Raw genomic sequence first — 16,994 nt, forward strand, 5'->3', positions numbered from 1 at the left:
GCTATCTGACCTGATCAGATAGCGGGCTTTTTTCATGCCGCAACATCCCGAGCGAGTGACGCGAATGCCCGATTCCAACAGCCATGCCTTTGATTTCACGACTTTCCTGGCAGACAAGGAAGCGTGGTCAGCACCGAATGAACTCGTCCCCTACCGCTGTCGCGATGGCAGCAGCCTGGGCTGTCGTCACTACCACCCGACGCGGATTCCAGCGAGCACGACACACCTCATCCTGCTGCATGGTTCCAGTGCTGACAGTCGCTACCTCGCCTCACTGGCAACGCATCTGGCCACTGAGGGGTATCACGTCCACACGCCTGACTTGCGTGGCCATGGCCCGACGCCTGCCCGGCGCGGCGATATCGATCACCCGCTGCAGCTCGAGGAGGATCTTGAAGATCTGATCCGCTCACTGGATCTCCCCGCCGACGCCAGCTTGTGGATCGCCGGGCACTCTGCGGGAGGCGGCCTGGCACTGCGTTTCGCGGCATCCGCTCTGGAACACGGGCTTGCCGGCATCCCGTTGGCTGGCCTCATTCTGCTGGCTCCCTATCTGGATCACCTCGCTCCCAACATGCGTCGCGATTCCCGCTGGGCACAACCGCGGATAGCACGCATGCTGACATGCATGCTCTTGAACAAGCTGTCCATCCATCGCCTGGATCATCTCGAGGTAGTCACCTTCAACATTCCCGCTGAATATCGCGATGCCAACACCACGAGCGCTTACTCCTGGCGCTTGATGACAGGCCTCAATCCACGCCATTACCAACGAGATCTCGAGACTCTGTCACGGCATCACGTGCCCTTGCTGGCATTGATCGGTGATCAGGATGAGGCGTTTCACGCCGACCGACTCGAGGAATGCCTGCAGCCGCAACATCCCGCCGCGCACGTCACGATACTCGAGGACGTGGATCATCTGGGGCTGGCGACGGCAACCGTCACGGCAGAGCGTATCGCTGAATGGCTGACACGACATCAGACGTCGAGATTGGCCACCAGGGCGAAGCGCTCGATAAAGTCACGACGCGGCTCGACCTCATCTCCCATCAGGGTGTTGAACATCTGATCGGCACCGATCGCGTCTTCGACCGTCACACGCAGCATGCGGCGTGATTCCGGATCCATGGTGGTTTCCCACAGCTGGTCCGGATTCATTTCTCCCAGCCCCTTGTAGCGCTGGATGCTGAAGCCACGCGCCGCTTCCTTCATCAGCCAGTCAAGTGCCTCGTAGAAGGTGACGACCTCCTTCTTGCGCTCACCGCGTGAGACATAGCTGCCCGCCTCCAGCAAGCCTTCCAGCATGGAGCCCAGCTCGCTGATCTCACGGTAGTCCGCGGACTTGAAGAAATCGACGTCCCACAGATAGTCACTGCTGACACCGTGCGCCGTCAGTGTGACTGCCGGCAGATAGAGGTTACGCTCACTGTCATGGCTGAGGCTGAAGCTGTAGTGCGGGCCGCCCTCATAGGCGATCAGATCATCCATTTCCTTCTGGAGACCATCGATCCAGCCCTGCACCATGGCTTCATCCTTCAGTGCCGACTCATCCAGATGCGGGGCATGCACGATCTTGCGCAGCACGGCAGACGGATAGACGCGCGCCAGACGATCGATACGCTTCATCACGCCGCGATACTGATTGACCAGTGCTTCGAGCTGAGCGCCAGCGATACCCGGCGCATCGGCATTGACGTGCAGCTTGCCGCCGTCCAGCGCCGTGGCTGTCAGGTAATCCTGAAGCGCCTGCTCATCCTTCAGATACTGCTCGTGCTTGCCACGCTTGATCTTGTAGAGCGGTGGCTGCGCGATGAAGATATGACCACGCTCGATCAGCTCCGGCATCTGACGGAAGAAGAAGGTCAACAGCAGCGTACGAATGTGCGAACCATCGACGTCAGCATCCGTCATGATGATCACGGAGTGGTAACGCAGCTTGTCAGGATTGAACTCCTCCCGACCAATACCGCAGCCCAGCGCCGTGATCAGCGTGCCGACTTCTGCAGATGACAGCATCTTGTCGAAGCGCGCCTTCTCGACGTTGAGGATCTTGCCCTTCAGCGGCAGGATCGCCTGGGTACGACGATCACGACCCTGCTTGGCGGAACCGCCGGCAGAATCACCCTCGACCAGATACAGTTCGGAAAGACTCGGGTCCTTCTCCTGGCAATCAGCCAGCTTGCCCGGCAGCCCCGCGATATCCAGTGCGCCCTTGCGACGCGTCATGTCACGCGCCTTGCGGGCCGCTTCACGCGCACGTGCCGCATCCAGCATCTTGTTGACGATGGCCTTGGCTTCGTTGGGCTTCTCGATCAGGTACTCGGAGAACAGACGGCCCATTTCCTGCTCGACCGCTGTCTTGACCTCGGAGGACACCAGCTTGTCCTTGGTCTGCGAGGAGAACTTCGGATCCGGCACCTTGACCGAGATGATCGCGGTCAGGCCTTCACGGGCATCATCCCCGGTGGTGCCGACCTTGGACTTCTTGAGCAGCCCTTCCGCCTCGATGTAGCTGTTGAGGGTACGGGTCAAGGCTGCACGGAAGCCCGCCAGGTGAGTTCCGCCATCCCGCTGAGGGATATTGTTGGTGTAGCAGAAGATGTTCTCGGAGAAAGCATCATTCCACTGCATCGCCACCTCGACACCGATACCGTCCTCGCGCTCCATTTCAAAATGGAACACCGGATTCAAGGCTGCCTTGTTGGTGTTGAGATGATCCACGAACGCCTTGAGACCGCCCTCATAGTGGAAGAGCTCTTCCTTGCCGCTACGCTCGTCGATCAGACGAATCGCCACACCTGAATTCAGGAAGGAGAGTTCCCGCAGACGCTTGGCCAGAATCTCGTAGTGAAACGCGATGTTGCCGAACGTCAGCGGTGAGGGCTTGAAGCGCACCAGGGTGCCGGACTTCTCGGTGTTGCCGACCACTGCCAACGGGGCCTCTGGCACGCCGTGACGATAGATCTGCTCATGGACCTTGCCCTGACGCCAGATGGTCAGCTTCAGCTCTTCGGACAGCGCGTTGACGACGGATACGCCAACGCCATGCAGGCCGCCGGAGACCTTGTAGGAATTGTCATCGAACTTACCACCAGCGTGCAGCACCGTCATGATGACCTCAGCTGCGCTGACGCCCTCTTCCTCATGAATCTCGGTCGGCACGCCACGGCCGTTGTCGCTGACGGAGACCGACTCATCGGCGTGGATGACCACGCGGACTTCGCTACAGTGCCCTGCCAGCGCCTCGTCGATGGAATTATCCACCAGCTCGAACACCATGTGATGCAGCCCCGTGCCATCATCGGTATCGCCGATGTACATCCCGGGGCGCTTGCGTACGGCATCCAGGCCCTTGAGGACCTTGATGCTCGATGAGTCGTAAGCCTGTTCGCTCATTGGCTTCTCCGTCGTGAAGTCATTCCGTGTGCAGTCGCCCGTGTTCCACGTGAAACATTCTGACATCCGTGCCCGGCAGCCAGACCCGATCCAATGCTTCGGGTTCGACACAGGTCACGAAGACCTGACACTCGAGGCTGGCCAGCAACTGGCAGAAGAGTCGGCGATGTTCGCCATCCAGTTCTGCCGGCAGGTCGTCGATCAGATAAACACAGGTACGTCCGTTCATTTCCTCAAGCAACCGCCCTTGAGCCAGCTTGAGTGCGCTGACGACCAATTTCTGCTGGCCACGGGACAGCACCTCTACCGCAGGGCGGCGCCCGAGACGAATGCGTAGATCAGCGCGCTGCGGTCCGGTCTGGGTAAACCCCATGTGGCTATCGCTGTCACGCCCTGCTGCCAGCACCTCTCCTAGAGAGCGCTTCGCATCCCAGCCACGTTGATAACGCAGACTGAGATCCGGCAGCTCGATCAGCTCAGCGAGAGTTGCCTGAAACAGGGGGGCCAGCGCTTGCATATATTCCATGCGCAGGGCATCGAGACGCTCACTCCAATGAGCAAACTCACGATCCCAGACGTTCAATGCCTGAACGTCCATCTTACCATGTCTGAGTAGCGCGTTCCGATGTTTGAGCGCACGGCGAACCCGCTGCCAGACATCGAAGAAATCATGTTTCACGTGAAACACGCCCCAATCGAGAAACTCGCGGCGTGCCGATGGCGAGCCTTCCAGCAGCCGGAATGCATCCGGATTGATCAGCTGCAAGGGAAGCGCCTGCGCCAGCTGCGCCACACGCTCGACCTTCTCTCCATCCAGTCGCATCTCGAGGCCATCTGCAGCCTGCTCACGGCGCACTCCCAGCGGGCGAGGGGGATCCCCTGCCAACCGACCGAACAGCGTCATGCCGGGCATATCGTGCGCGATGGCATGCTTCAGCTTGTGGGTGCGGAAGGAACGTGCCAGTCCCAGCACATGCACACCTTCCAGCAGGCTCGATTTCCCGCTGCCGTTGGCGCCGCTCACCAGGTTGACCCTCGGACCCGGCGCGATATCGACAGGCGCAAGGTTACGCAGGTTCTGGAATTGCAGACGTTCAAGCGCCATGGCGACCTCAGTCAGGACAAATGAAGACGACGAAGACTTTGCGATAATTACGAATCAAGCACATGATTTTTAACGACTTTACACTATTACAGACGCATCGGCATGACTACGTAACGCGCATCACCGCCGCCCGGCTCTTCCAGCAGCGCAGAGCTGTTGGCATCGGAAAGCGTCAACTGGACACGATCCGAATCCAGCACGCCCAGAACGTCGATCAGATAGCCGACATTGAAGCCGATCTCCAGACCACCGCCTTGATAATCCAGTGCGATGTTCTCTTCGGCTTCTTCCTGCTCCGGGTTGTTGGCCAGCACGCGCAGATTGCCGGCCTCCAGGTACAGGCGGACACCACGATACTTCTCGTTGGAAAGAATCGCGGTACGTGACAGTACCTGCCGCAGCTCGGCACGCTCCGCCACGATGACCTTGTCACCGCCACGCGGCACGACACGCTCGTAATCCGGGAACTTGCCGTCCACCAGCTTGGAAGTGAAGGTGAAGTCGCCGGTCTGCGCCCGGACGTGAGTCCCGCTGACGGTGAGCGTCAGCAGCTCATTGCTGCCGTCCAGCAGACGCGTCAGTTCCAGAATGCCCTTGCGGGGAATGATCAGCTTCTGGGACTCGGCAACACTGATGTCAGCGGCCTGCTCACATACCGCCAGGCGGTGTCCATCAGTGGCCACGGTGCGCACCAGATTGCTGGTCAGTTCCAGCAGCATGCCGTTGAGATAATAACGGACATCCTGCTGCGCCATGGCAAAGGAAGTGGCATCGATCAGATGCTTGAGCGTGCCGCGCGGCAGGCTGATGGTGATATCACCCTGACCATCATCGATGTTGGGGAATTCCGCGACCGGCAGCGTCGAGAGCGTGAAGCGTGAACGACCACTGCGCAGGATGGCACGGCCTTCCTCGAGCGCCAGGATGATCTCGCTGCCTTCCGGCAGCGACTTGCAGATATCCATCAACTTGCGCGCTGGTACCGTCGCGGAACCCGGCTCATCGACACGGCTGGGCTCGACACGCCCGATCAGCTCGACCTCCAGGTCGGTCCCCGTCAATGACAGTTGCTGATCAGACACCTCCAGCAACACGTTGGACAGCACCGGCAGGGTTTGACGACGCTCGACCACACCCGCCACCAGGGACAGCGGGCGCAGCAGGGCTTCACGCGAAATGGCAAATTTCATGGAGACTCCACTCTCTGGAAACGGGAGAAGCCCGGTGCACTAAGCGCCGGACAGGTTGACCTCACCCTCTCGGCGCTGCGTGGCAACTGAATCAGCTGGTCAGAAGACGCAGCAGATTCTTGTAGTCTTCGCGAATGTCGGCGTTCTCTTCGCGCAGTGAGGCCACCTTGCGGCAGGCATGCAGCACTGTCGTGTGGTCGCGTCCACCGAAGGCATCGCCGATTTCCGGCAAGCTGTGATTGGTCAGCTCCTTGGCAAGTGCCATGGCGACCTGACGCGGACGTGCCACCGAGCGCGAGCGACGCTTGGAATGCAGATCGGAAATCTTGATCTTGTAATACTCGGCCACGGTGCGCTGGATATTGTCCACACCCACCTGCTTGTCCTGCAATGCCAGCAGATCCTTCAGGGATTCACGGATGAAGTCCTGGTTGATCGCACGTCCCATGAAATGGGAGTCCGCGATGACCTTTTTCAGGGCACCCTCGAGCTCACGCACGTTGGAACGGATCTTCTGGGCAATGAAGAAGGCCGCATCATGAGGCAGGTCGACCTTCGCCTGGTCCGCCTTCTTCATCAGGATCGCGACACGAGTCTCAAGCTCCGGCGGCTCGATGGCCACTGTCAGCCCCCAACCGAAGCGGGACTTCAGGCGCTCTTCGACACCATTGATCTCCTTCGGATAGCGATCCGAGGTCAGGATCATCTGCTGTCCCCCTTCCAGCAAGGCATTGAAGGTATGGAAGAACTCTTCCTGAGAACGCTCCTTGCCGGCAAAGAACTGGATGTCATCGATCAGCAGCGCATCCACCGAGCGGTAGAAACGCTTGAAGTCATTGATGGCATTGAGCTGCAGCGCCTTGACCATGTCAGCCACGAAGCGCTCGGAGTGCAGATAGACCACCTTGGCATTCTCGCCACCCTGCTTGGCCAGATGGTTGCCCACCGCATGCATCAGGTGGGTCTTGCCCAGACCGACGCCACCATAGAGGAACAGCGGGTTGTAGGCGCCACCCGGGTTCTCAGAGACCTGACGGGAGGCGGCACGTGCCAGCTGGTTGGACTTGCCTTCGACGAAGGTTTCGAAGGTGAAATTCGGATTCAAGCCACTGGAATGCTTGAGGCTGCCTTCTACCTGCACCTGCCGCGCATTGCGACGCGGTGCCGCCTCCTGCGCACCGTCACCCGCCATCTCACGCTCTTCTGCGTAATTGCCACGCGGGGGCGTATGCACTGACGGCGCACGCGGGCTCGGCATCTGGCCGGGCGCAGGGGCCTGAGCGGACACCGATGAAGTCGATGCCCCCTCTGGCCGCGGATTGGAGACCGTGCGGCGGCTTCCCACGCTGAGCTCGACCTTGGGCGGTTTGCCCGGAGCAAGCTCACGCAAAAGCTCATGAATCCGCTTGAGGTACTTGTCATTGACCCAGTCGCGTACGAAGCGATTGGGGGCGAGCAGGCACAGCTCTCCGCCGTCACCTTCCTCAGCCTGCAAGGGACGAACCCAGGTGTTGAACTGCTGTGAATTCAGCTCGTCTTGCAGGGCGTCAAGACATTGTTGCCAAAGTGCGAGCGACACGCGACCTCACATCCAGTGATCAAAGGGGCGGCCATTGTATAGGCCAAGCCACGAGTTATCCACACGACATCGGCAGGGAAATCCACTGTGGACAACCTGGGTATGGATTTTTTTGGCCCTGCACACGTGCTCCGTGGCTGGCTCGATAGCCGTGAGAAACGCCAGCTGACGGGCGGCGTGGCACGAATCAGCAGTGAAATGTCGGGAAACGGCTGTGGACAACTTCTCACGCGACATTGCAAGCGACTTGCAGATTCACTAGAATCCCTGCCCCTGACCAATCTGCCCTGTCCTCATGTGGATACAGGGCAACATTCGTTGACCTTTTCCAAACAACCACGTGGGAAGAAGCAGCTATGAAACGCACATTTCAGCCGAGCGTCCTGAAGCGCAAGCGCACACACGGTTTCCGTGCTCGTATGGCGACCAAAGGTGGCCGTGAGGTCATCCAGCGTCGTCGTGCGAAAGGCCGTAAGCGTCTGAGCGCCTGATCGAGGCCCGGATGTCCCGTCAGGGATTTCCCCGGCAGCTTCGCTTGCTGACTGCCGGGGATTACCGGCACGTCTTCGATCACACCACCCTCAAGGTACACGGCAAGGGGCTTCTGGCTCTGGCGTGTCCGAACGACCTGGGACATGCCCGCCTGGGGTTGGTGTTCAGCAAGAAGAACGTGCGCCGTGCCGTAGATCGCAACCGCCTCAAACGTCTGACACGCGAATCCATTCGCCTCCGCCAGCATCGCCTTCCGGCCGTCGACATCGTCGTATTGGCCAAGCGAGGTGTGAACGAGCTGGACAACGAGACACTGCATCGCCAGCTTGACGGCATGTGGGCTCGTCTGGAGAAGGATGCCAGACGTCTGAAAGCGGCCAAGTCAACGCCACCTGCCTGACGCGACACCTCTCCGGTGCGTCCGGCATGTGGCGTTTTTTTCGTTATGCGCCCCACCGTTCGTACCCGGACTCATCTGACTCCCCGCCAGATTGATTCACCCTCCACCGGGTATACACAATGGATGTCAAACGATTACTCCTCGTGATTCCGCTTGCGGTTGTCGCCTATCTGCTGGTCGTCCAGTGGAACAAGGATTACGACCAGCCCGCTGCAGAGACACAGGCTCCCCAGGTGGCCTCTCAGGCTGCCAACGCCACTGCCCAGGGCCTTGAGGCTCCGAGCAGCAGCAATGCTTCCAGCGGCGATACCGGTCTTGCAACGCCGGACAGTGCGACCAGTACTCCGAGCAACAGCCTGATCGAAGTCAAGAGCGATGTGCTGGACCTGCGTATCGACCCGCAGGGTGGCGACGTCGTCTATGCCGCCCTGCTCGAGCACAAGCAGAACAACACCTCTGAAGCTCCCTTCGTCCTGCTGTCTGACAATCAGTCACGCAGCTACGTGGCCAAGTCCGGCCTGCAGCTGGATGGTCACAAGGGACGTATCGCCTTCTCCGCCGATAGCAACAGCTACCTCATGGGCGAGAATGACGATAGCCTGCAGGTGGATCTGAAGGCCGACGTCAACGGCGTCGCGATCATCAAGCGCTTCACCGTCAGCAAGGACAGCTACCAGCTCAAGGTTGACTATCTGCTGGACAACCAGTCCCAGCAGCCGGTCGGTGCACGCTTCATCGGTCAGCTGGCTCGCGACAACAGTGCCGACCCGTCCACCGGTGGCGGCATGGGCATGAAGTCCTATCTGGGTGCGGCCTTCTCGTCAGAAGAGAACCACTACCAGAAGGTGGATTTCGAAGATATCCAGGACGGCAGCTTCAAGAATGTCGACATCCAGGGTGGCTGGGTCTCCATGATCCAGCACTACTTCGTGTCTGCTTGGGTGCCGGCTGACAATCAGAAGAATCTGTACTACACCAGCGTCGACAAGCAGAACCGCAACGTGGCGGCCTTCGCCAGCCCGACCACTCAGGTCGCGGCCGGTCAGCAGGCTGAGCTCGGTGCCACCCTGTACGTCGGACCGAAGGATCAGGACCAGCTGGAAGCGACCGCGCCCTATCTGGAACTGGTGGTCGACTTCGGTTGGCTGTGGTTCCTGGCCAATCCGCTGTTCTGGCTGCTGGAGCACATCCACGCGCTGGTCGGCAACTGGGGTGCCTCCATCATCCTGCTGACCGTGCTGGTGAAGGTCGTGCTGTTCCCGCTGTCCGCGACCGCATACCGCTCGATGGCCAAGATGCGCAAGATGGGCCCCGAGATGCAGCGCATCAAGGAGAAGTACGGCAGCGACCGCCAGAAGGTCTCCCAGGAGATGATGAAGTTCTACCAGACGGAGAAGATCAATCCGCTGGGCGGCTGTCTGCCGATCGTGATCCAGATGCCGGTCTTCATCGCCCTTTACTGGATGCTGATGGAGTCCGTCGAACTGCGTCACGCACCGTTCATGCTGTGGATTCAGGATCTTTCCGTGAAGGATCCGCTGTTCATCCTGCCCATCGTCATGGGTCTCACGATGTTCATCCAGCAGCTGCTGAACCCGACGCCTCCGGACCCCACCCAGGCGAAGATCATGAAGATGCTGCCCATCGTCTTCACCTTCTTCTTCCTGTGGTTCCCGGCAGGTCTGGTGCTGTACTGGATCGTCAACAACACGCTGTCGATCGCTCAGCAGTACGTCATCACCCGTCAGATCGAGAATGCCGAGCCGACCAAGAAAGGCGCATGATGCCTTTCAGGTTCGCCTGACATGACTCACCCACGACCCTCGCCTCTGGCGGGGCCTCGCTTGCTGTCGCGGGGCGTCAGCCGCGACAATAGCGCCCATCCCCTACACCTTCATTCCGGCTTCGTGCCCGAGGTTTCTGCATGTCTACCGCCTACCAGCCTGACTCCATCGCGGCACTGGCCACTCCGCCCGGCCGTGGTGGCGTCGGCATCATCCGTGTCTCCGGGCCGGCCTGCCAGGCCATCGCCCAGGCCATGCTGGGCCAGTGCCCCCCGCCGCGTCATGCCCACTATGGCCCGTTCATGGGACTGGACACCCAGGGCAACCCCATCGCCCTCGACGAAGGCATCGCGCTCTACTTCAAGGGCCCGAATTCCTTCACCGGCGAGGATGTGCTGGAACTGCAGGGGCATGGTGGCCCGGTGATCATGGATCTGCTGCTGGAGCGCTGCGTGCAGCTGGGCGCACGCCTGGCACGCCCCGGTGAGTTCAGTGAGCGTGCCTTCCTGAACGACAAGCTGGATCTCGCCCAGGCCGAAGCCATCGCCGACCTGATCGATGCCAGCTCACGCGCGGCGGCCGAGAATGCGCTGCGTTCGCTCAAGGGCGAGTTCTCGACGCGTGTCAGTGCGCTGGTACAGCGCCTGATCGAGCTGCGCATCTACGTCGAGGCCGCCATCGATTTCCCGGAAGAGGAAATCGACTTCCTGGCCGACGGGCATGTCGCGGCGCGTCTCAATGAGGTCAAGGCCGAGCTGATGGGCGTGCGCGCCGCCGCCAACCAAGGTGCCCTGATGCGCGAGGGCATGACGGTGGTGATCGCCGGCCGCCCCAATGCCGGCAAGTCGAGCCTGCTCAATGCGCTGACCGAGCAGGACACCGCCATCGTCACCGACATCGAAGGCACCACGCGCGACGTGCTGCGTGAGCACATCCACCTCGATGGCATGCCACTGCATGTCATCGATACCGCCGGCCTGCGAGACACCCCGGATGCCGTCGAGCGCATCGGCGTGCAGCGCGCCTGGGACGAGATCGAGAAGGCGGATCGCGTCCTGTTGCTGGTCGATGCCGCGACCACGCCAGCCACCGACCCGATGGAGATCTGGCCGGAATTCGTCGCACGCCTGCCGGATCCGTCACGCCTGACGCTGGTCCGCAACAAGATCGACACCAGCGGCGAGACGCCCGGGTTGACCAACGTCACTGCCATCGAGGATGGCGATGCCGAGCAGGCACGTCATCAGGCCAGCGTGGTGCGCATCTCGGCGCGCGACAATCAGGGCCTGGATGCCTTGCGTGATCACCTCAAGGACATCATGGGCTTCACCGGCACGGCCGAAGGTCGCTTCAGCGCCCGCCGCCGTCACCTGGATGCGCTGGAGCGTGCCGGCGAGTCTCTCGACAACGGTGAGGCCCAGCTGCTTGGCGCCGCGGCGGGGGAGCTGCTGGCCGAAGACCTGCGTGCTGCCCAGATGGCGCTGTCCGAGATCACCGGTGAATTCTCGGCCGATGATCTGCTCGGGGAAATCTTCGGCAGCTTCTGCATCGGCAAGTGATCCCGCCGGACTGACCTTCTCCTCCCGAAAGCCTCCCGCCGCCAGCGCTTGCGTCTGGCGGACAGACTCTCGTTATACTGCCTCTGCCGAACATCTCCGAGTGGCGAAGATGGGCAGGGGCAGACAGGGAGTCGACATGGCGGGACGCGCAACATCGAACAGGCCGCAGGATTCCCATCGCGAGTCCCGTGACTCCAGCACCTCACTCCCGCCGAACCCCGCCGCCGAGCTGAGCACAGGGCCTCTTCCCGAGGCCCCATTGCGACATCTGCTGCTCGATTTCTTCACCCGCCACTGGCCCCGCTACCTGCTGGCCATCGCGTTCCTGATCGGGGTCGCGGGGCTGAATCTGCTGCTGCCGTGGGCCATCGGCGCCACCATCGATGCCCTGCGTGATGGCAGTCTGGATCATGATGCCCTGCTGACCCGCCTGTGGTGGCTGGTGGCAGCGGGCCTCGCGCTCTACGCCCTGCGCTATGCCTGGCGCGTGGCGCTGTTCGGGACCGCCTATCGGCTGGGGACGGAGCAGCGTGATGCCTTTCACGCCAAGCTGACACGCCTGGACCCCGGCTTCTATCAGCGTCATCGCACCGGAGACCTGATGGCGCACGCCAGTCAGGACATCGATGCCGTGGAGATGGCCGCCGCAGAAGGTGTGCTGTCCAGCGTCGATGGCGCCATGACCTTCGTACTGGTGCTGGGCATCATGCTGTTCGCGATCGATGTGCCGCTGACATTGCTTGCCTTGCTGCCGTTCCCCTTCATGGCCTGGGCCTTTGCCCGAATCTCCCGACGTATCGGACTGCGTTTTCGCGAATCGCTGGAACGCTTCTCGGACCTCAACGACCAGACCCAGGAAGCCTTCGCCGGCATTCGCATGCTCAGGAGTCATGCGCTGCTCGATGACGAAGCCCGCGCCTTCTCGAAACGCGCCGCGGCCGCCGAACGCGTGGATTATCGCGTCCAGACACTCGAGGCCGCCTTCAGCCCCGTGGTGTTTCTCTCGCTCTCGATGGCCACCTTGTTGACGCTGGGCATCGGCAGCTGGCGCTATCTCCAGGAGGCCATCACGCTTGGACAACTGACCAGCTTCTCGCTCTATCTCGCCCAGTTGATCTGGCCGATGTTCGCGCTCGGCTGGTGCCTGAACATCCTGCAGCGTGGTGCGGCGGCCGCTCGTCGCCTGGCCATCTTCCATGCGGCCCCGGAAGCGCTGCAGGATACCGGCACACGGGATGAGGTGAGCGACCACTCACTCCGCCTTGAGATCAAGGAATTCCTCTACCCTGGAAGCCAGCAGCGTGCTCTTGGACCGATCTCGCTTGAGGTGGCGGCAGGGGAAAGCCTGGGAATCGTCGGTGCGACCGGCAGCGGCAAGTCCACGCTGCTGCGCCTGCTGTCTCGCAGCTGGCCGCTGTCAGACGACCAGGGAACGCTGACACTGGGAGGTCACCCCGCAAGTGAGTACACACTTCGCGCATGGCGTGGCCAGTTCTCGCTCGTCCCGCAGGATCCCTTCCTGTTTGCGCTCTCGGTGGCCGACAATGTCGCCCTCGCGTGTCCCGAGGCCAGCCATGCGCGGATACACCAGGCGTTGAGCGCCGCCGCCTTCGACAATGATCTCGCGCGTCTTCCCGCCGGGCTCGATACCATGATCGGCGAGCGTGGCATCACGCTCTCCGGCGGTCAGCGTCAACGCTTGGCACTGGCGCGCAGTCTGCTCACCGAGGCTCCCATCCTGCTGCTGGATGACACCCTGTCCGCCGTGGATCAGGTCACCGAGCGCACCCTGCTGACCACGCTGGCACGTCTGCAACACTCTGAGCGCCAGGGACGACGGCGCACGCTGATCATCAATAGTCATCGTCTGTCAGCCGTCCAGCGCTGTCAGCGCATTCTGGTCCTCGAGGACGGGCGCATTCTCGAACAGGGCAATCACCAGACGCTGCTCGAGGCGCGTGGCGCCTACTGGCGACTCTGGCAGGCCCAGCAGGCAGACCGGGACAGCGATGCACCGCAGGGAGTGCGCTCATGAGTCACACGCAATCCGAGGCTCCCGTGGCATCACGCTTGCTCAGCCGTCGTCGCCTGATACTGCTGTGGCAACCGCTGAGGCAGCGCCTGGGGGATGTCCTGCGCGCGCTGTCGATCCTGATCGTTGCCACGGCGCTGGACGTCCTCGGCCCGTGGCTGACACAGCGTTACCTGGATGAGCACCTGATTCCCGGCAATCTGGCCCCCGAGGCGCTGGCAGGGCTGATGGGTCTGTACCTGATCACCCAGGGTGGGGCAGCCGCCGGGCGCTATCTGCAGCAACTGCGCTTCGCACGCCTGGCGCTCGCCAGCGTGCGCGATCTGCGTGAGCGAGTCTTCACTCACCTGCTCCATCAGCCACTGACGACATTGGATACTCTGGCGGCCGGTGAACTGGTGGCACGCGTGACCAACGATACCGAGTCCCTGAAGGAGCTGTATGTCGGAGTGCTGGCCACGCTGGTCGGCAACGTGGTGCTGCTGATTGGCATACTGTCCGCCATGGCGTTGATGGATGGCACCCTCGCGCTCATCGCGATGGCACTGATTCCGCTTTCCGTCGGATTGATCTGGCTCTATCAGCGTTTCTCCGGTCGTGCTGCCAGTGAAGTACGCCGACTGCGCGCCTTTCAGAATGCACGTATCGCCGAGGCGATCGGCGGGATGAGTGTCCTGCAGGCCAGCCACCAGACGACGCGCTTCGGCGAGCGCTATCATCGCCTCAATCTCGCGCAATATTCAGCGCGCATGCGCACGGTACGCGTCTCGGGCCTGTTGCTGCGTTCCGCCATCGACCTGATGGCCATGCTGATCACGCTGACACTGGTCGCGGTCTTCGGGCTGCGTGAACTGGGCGGAGGCGCTGAGCTGGGCGTGCTGTATGCCTTCATCGCCTGGCTGGGGCGCATCAGCGAACCGCTGATCGAGATTACCCAACGCCTGCAGGTCTTCCAGTCAGCGCTGGTAGCCGCCGGACGTCTGGAAGAAGTGCTGGAGACTCCACGGGAAGGGGAAGCGCCGGGGACGTTGGCGAGTGGTCACTATCAGCTCGAGCATCTGACCCACTGGCACCAGGGAGCAGAAGCCCCTGCGCTGGATGGCATCACGCTCACGATCGAAAGTGGTGAATTTCTGGGGGTCGTCGGCCCGACCGGCAGTGGCAAGTCCACCCTGCTCGACCTGCTCAGTGGTCAGCGCCCGGCTCACCGCGAGCAACTCCGGCTGGATGGACGGCCACTGGGAGAGTGGTCAGCACACCAACGCGCAGCGGCCATCGCCATCGTTCCCCAGGAGCCCTTCATCCGTGCCACGACATTGCGCGACAACCTGCTGCTGGGGCGCGAGATCAGCGATTCACGGCTGGACATGGTGCTGGACAAGGCACACCTGACGCCGCTGATCCGCGGACTGCCGGAGGGCCTCGACACGCTGCTGGGCGAGCGAGGCCTGAGCCTTTCCACCGGGGAGCGGCAGTTGCTGGCGCTCGGCCGTGCTCTGGTGGCCACCCCACACGTCCTGCTGCTGGATGAGGCCACCGCCAGCATCGACAGCCATACCGAGGCGCTGCTGCAGCAGGCGCTGCAGGAGTTGCGCGGCGAGGTGACCCTGATCGTGGTGGCACATCGTCTGGCCACGGTGCGGGACGCAGATCGATTGCTGGTGCTGGAACAGGGGCGCGTCACGCAGCTGGGGTCACACGAAGAATTGATGACGACGCCCGGCCTCTACCAGCGCCTGTGGCAGGAAGATATTCCCCACTGACCTTGTCGGGGCTTCCCTTGGTCGCCTTGCCCTTCATGGCATTGTGTTCCTGCTTCTCACGCAGGGCACGCGCCTCACGGGCATCCAGCGGCTTGCCGACGTCGCTGGTGTCTTCAGGACGCTGCCTGGCGGCATACTTCCTGGGCAACTTGGTGGTGCTGGAAGAATTGACCTGACCATCGCGGCCAATCGCCGGCGTACTGCGCTTGCTGACGCGAGTAGAGCCTTCACGGCGCCCCTTGCCCGGCATGCTGGAAGACCAGTCGCTCCAGCTGGCAGAATCCTTGCCTGCAGCCTTGCCCGCCATCTCGCCCTTGCCACGCGGTTGTGCCGGCTCGGGGCGTGACGTCGACTTGCGCTCGGCGGGCTTTTCGCTGACCCGCTTCTCACTGGGGGCGGAATGCCCATGCACCTGGTCCTTGATCTGCGCCTTGATGCTGGTCTTCGGCTTGGCCGTCGCGGAATGACGCTTGCCCTTGGCCTTGGGCGTCGCGCTGTCATTGCGGACGCGCGGCTTGGCCCAGCCTTCTCCGCGCTTGAGCTTCTCACGCTTGGGCTTGGCCTGAGTCACTTCCACGTCGGCGTCGCGCTTGACCTTCTGGTTGAGCTTGCGCAGCGCCAGCAACCGCTCGCGCGGCATCGGCTTGGGTTCGCTGCGCGCTCGTGCGACCTCTTCCGACAACCACCACAGGCCCTTGTGCTCGACGGCAACGGACTGCGGAGCCGGCAGTGCGCCCTTGAGCACCTCGACCACCTCCTGCATGGCATCAGAGAACTGACGATCGAACTGCCACGGAGGATTGATCACCAGCATGCCAGAGCCATACATGCCGTGATCGCCCTCGGGCGAGTCAATCACCAGCTCGCTGCGCCACATCGGCGCGGGCGACTGCTTCTTGAGGCGCTCGAGCAGGTCATGCTGACGACCGGCCGGCAGCAGCGGATACCAGATCATGATGGTGGCATGACGAGACTTGCGCAGCGTCTCGACCACGACATCCGCCACATCACGGTAATCGTTCTTGAGCTCGTAACTGGGGTCGATCAGCACCGCGACACGCGGCGTGGTGACCGGCACTGCTGCCAACAGGCCAGACAGCCCGTCCTGCTGGCGGCGCATCACCTTGCCAAGACTGTCACGCTGCACCGGCGCCTGGTCGAAGTGGTAGATCTCACCCGGATGCAGTTCATACGCCAGCAGCCTGTCCCCCTGACGCAACGCCTGGCTCAACCACCAGGGCGAGCCGGGATAAACGCTCAACGTGGACGGCGCTCCCTTGCCACTCTCGGGCTGCATGTCGGCCAGCCTGGCCAACCAGCGTGCCAGTGGCTTGTCCGTTGCACCCGGGGCAGGTTCGCCCGCGTCCGTCAGCCAGCGATCGCGCACCTGCCACACTGGCAACACGCCCTGCTCATACTCGCGCAATTGCTCTGTTTCACGTGCCGCCAGGGGATACCAGCCGCGTCCGGCATGGGTATCGATGAACGTAACAGGCGACTCTTTACGTAATAGATGCTCGGCGAGCGTATTGGCCAGCAGGTGTTTGTGGAGATCGGCGAAGTTGCCGGCATGATAGGCGTGCTGATAGGCGAGCAAATGCGCCTCCTTGATACGGCGATGTCAGCGGCATAAGACCGCTGAAGGGGCTGAAGGATAGCAGAGATGGTCACTTGTCACCCCAAAAGCCGTC

Annotated in this window: 12 protein-coding genes; 7 read left to right on the forward strand and 5 right to left on the reverse strand. The window is 61.9% G+C overall.

What is annotated here, in order from left to right:
- Positions 1-64: 64 nt before the first annotated feature.
- A complete protein-coding gene (locus CU110_RS15475) occupies positions 65-1,072 on the forward strand; it encodes an alpha/beta fold hydrolase (protein WP_164850392.1) in 1,008 nt (335 codons plus the stop codon).
- Here CU110_RS15475 and gyrB read toward each other — a convergent pair.
- The 4 genes from gyrB to dnaA form a co-directional block, all read right to left on the reverse strand.
- A complete protein-coding gene (gene gyrB, locus CU110_RS15480; protein ID WP_084209549.1) occupies positions 982-3,399 on the reverse strand; it encodes a DNA topoisomerase (ATP-hydrolyzing) subunit B in 2,418 nt (805 codons plus the stop codon). The genes CU110_RS15475 and gyrB overlap by 91 nt on opposite strands.
- Positions 3,400-3,418: 19 nt before the next feature.
- Positions 3,419-4,504 (reverse strand): DNA replication/repair protein RecF, encoded by a 1,086-nt coding sequence (gene recF / locus CU110_RS15485; protein WP_084209550.1) that lies wholly within the window; start codon positions 4,502-4,504, stop codon positions 3,419-3,421.
- A gap of 86 nt (positions 4,505-4,590) precedes the next feature.
- Positions 4,591-5,694 (reverse strand): DNA polymerase III subunit beta, encoded by a 1,104-nt coding sequence (gene dnaN, locus CU110_RS15490; protein ID WP_084209551.1) that lies wholly within the window; start codon positions 5,692-5,694, stop codon positions 4,591-4,593.
- A gap of 91 nt (positions 5,695-5,785) precedes the next feature.
- Positions 5,786-7,273: a chromosomal replication initiator protein DnaA gene (gene dnaA / locus CU110_RS15495; RefSeq protein ID WP_077379738.1), complete on the reverse strand. Its 1,488-nt coding sequence runs from the start codon at positions 7,271-7,273 to the stop codon at positions 5,786-5,788.
- A gap of 356 nt (positions 7,274-7,629) precedes the next feature.
- Here dnaA and rpmH point away from each other — a divergent pair, with 356 nt between their 5' ends.
- The 6 genes from rpmH (at position 7,630) to CU110_RS15525 (ending at position 15,303) form a co-directional block, all read left to right on the forward strand.
- Positions 7,630-7,764 (forward strand): 50S ribosomal protein L34, encoded by a 135-nt coding sequence (gene rpmH / locus CU110_RS15500; RefSeq protein ID WP_043331656.1) that lies wholly within the window; start codon positions 7,630-7,632, stop codon positions 7,762-7,764.
- Positions 7,765-7,775: 11 nt separating this feature from the next.
- Complete coding sequence (gene rnpA, locus CU110_RS15505) at positions 7,776-8,165, forward strand: ribonuclease P protein component (RefSeq protein WP_077379742.1); 390 nt, start codon at positions 7,776-7,778, stop codon at positions 8,163-8,165.
- 119 nt (positions 8,166-8,284) lie between these two features.
- On the forward strand, positions 8,285-9,949 hold the full coding sequence (yidC, locus tag CU110_RS15510; RefSeq protein ID WP_077379744.1) for a membrane protein insertase YidC: 1,665 nt from the start codon (positions 8,285-8,287) through the stop codon (positions 9,947-9,949).
- 140 nt (positions 9,950-10,089) lie between these two features.
- Entirely contained in the window at positions 10,090-11,508 is a 1,419-nt protein-coding gene (mnmE, locus tag CU110_RS15515) for a tRNA uridine-5-carboxymethylaminomethyl(34) synthesis GTPase MnmE (protein WP_084209553.1), read from the forward strand.
- 259 nt (positions 11,509-11,767) lie between these two features.
- Positions 11,768-13,543 carry an ABC transporter transmembrane domain-containing protein gene (locus CU110_RS15520; protein ID WP_240499627.1) on the forward strand — a complete coding sequence of 592 codons (1,776 nt, stop codon included), beginning with the start codon at positions 11,768-11,770 and terminating at the stop codon, positions 13,541-13,543.
- Positions 13,540-15,303: an ABC transporter transmembrane domain-containing protein gene (locus CU110_RS15525; protein ID WP_240665424.1), complete on the forward strand. Its 1,764-nt coding sequence runs from the start codon at positions 13,540-13,542 to the stop codon at positions 15,301-15,303. The genes CU110_RS15520 and CU110_RS15525 overlap by 4 nt, the downstream gene beginning before the upstream one ends.
- Here CU110_RS15525 and rlmJ read toward each other — a convergent pair.
- The gene (gene rlmJ, locus CU110_RS15530; RefSeq protein ID WP_127736592.1) at positions 15,221-16,900 is read right to left on the reverse strand and encodes a 23S rRNA (adenine(2030)-N(6))-methyltransferase RlmJ; all 1,680 of its coding nucleotides are present in this window, start codon (positions 16,898-16,900) and stop codon (positions 15,221-15,223) included. The two genes, CU110_RS15525 and rlmJ, sit on opposite strands and share 83 nt — an antisense overlap.
- Positions 16,901-16,994 lie beyond the last annotated feature (94 nt).

The organism is Cobetia sp. ICG0124, from assembly GCF_004006355.1.
GTDB lineage: Bacteria > Pseudomonadota > Gammaproteobacteria > Pseudomonadales > Halomonadaceae > Cobetia > Cobetia marina.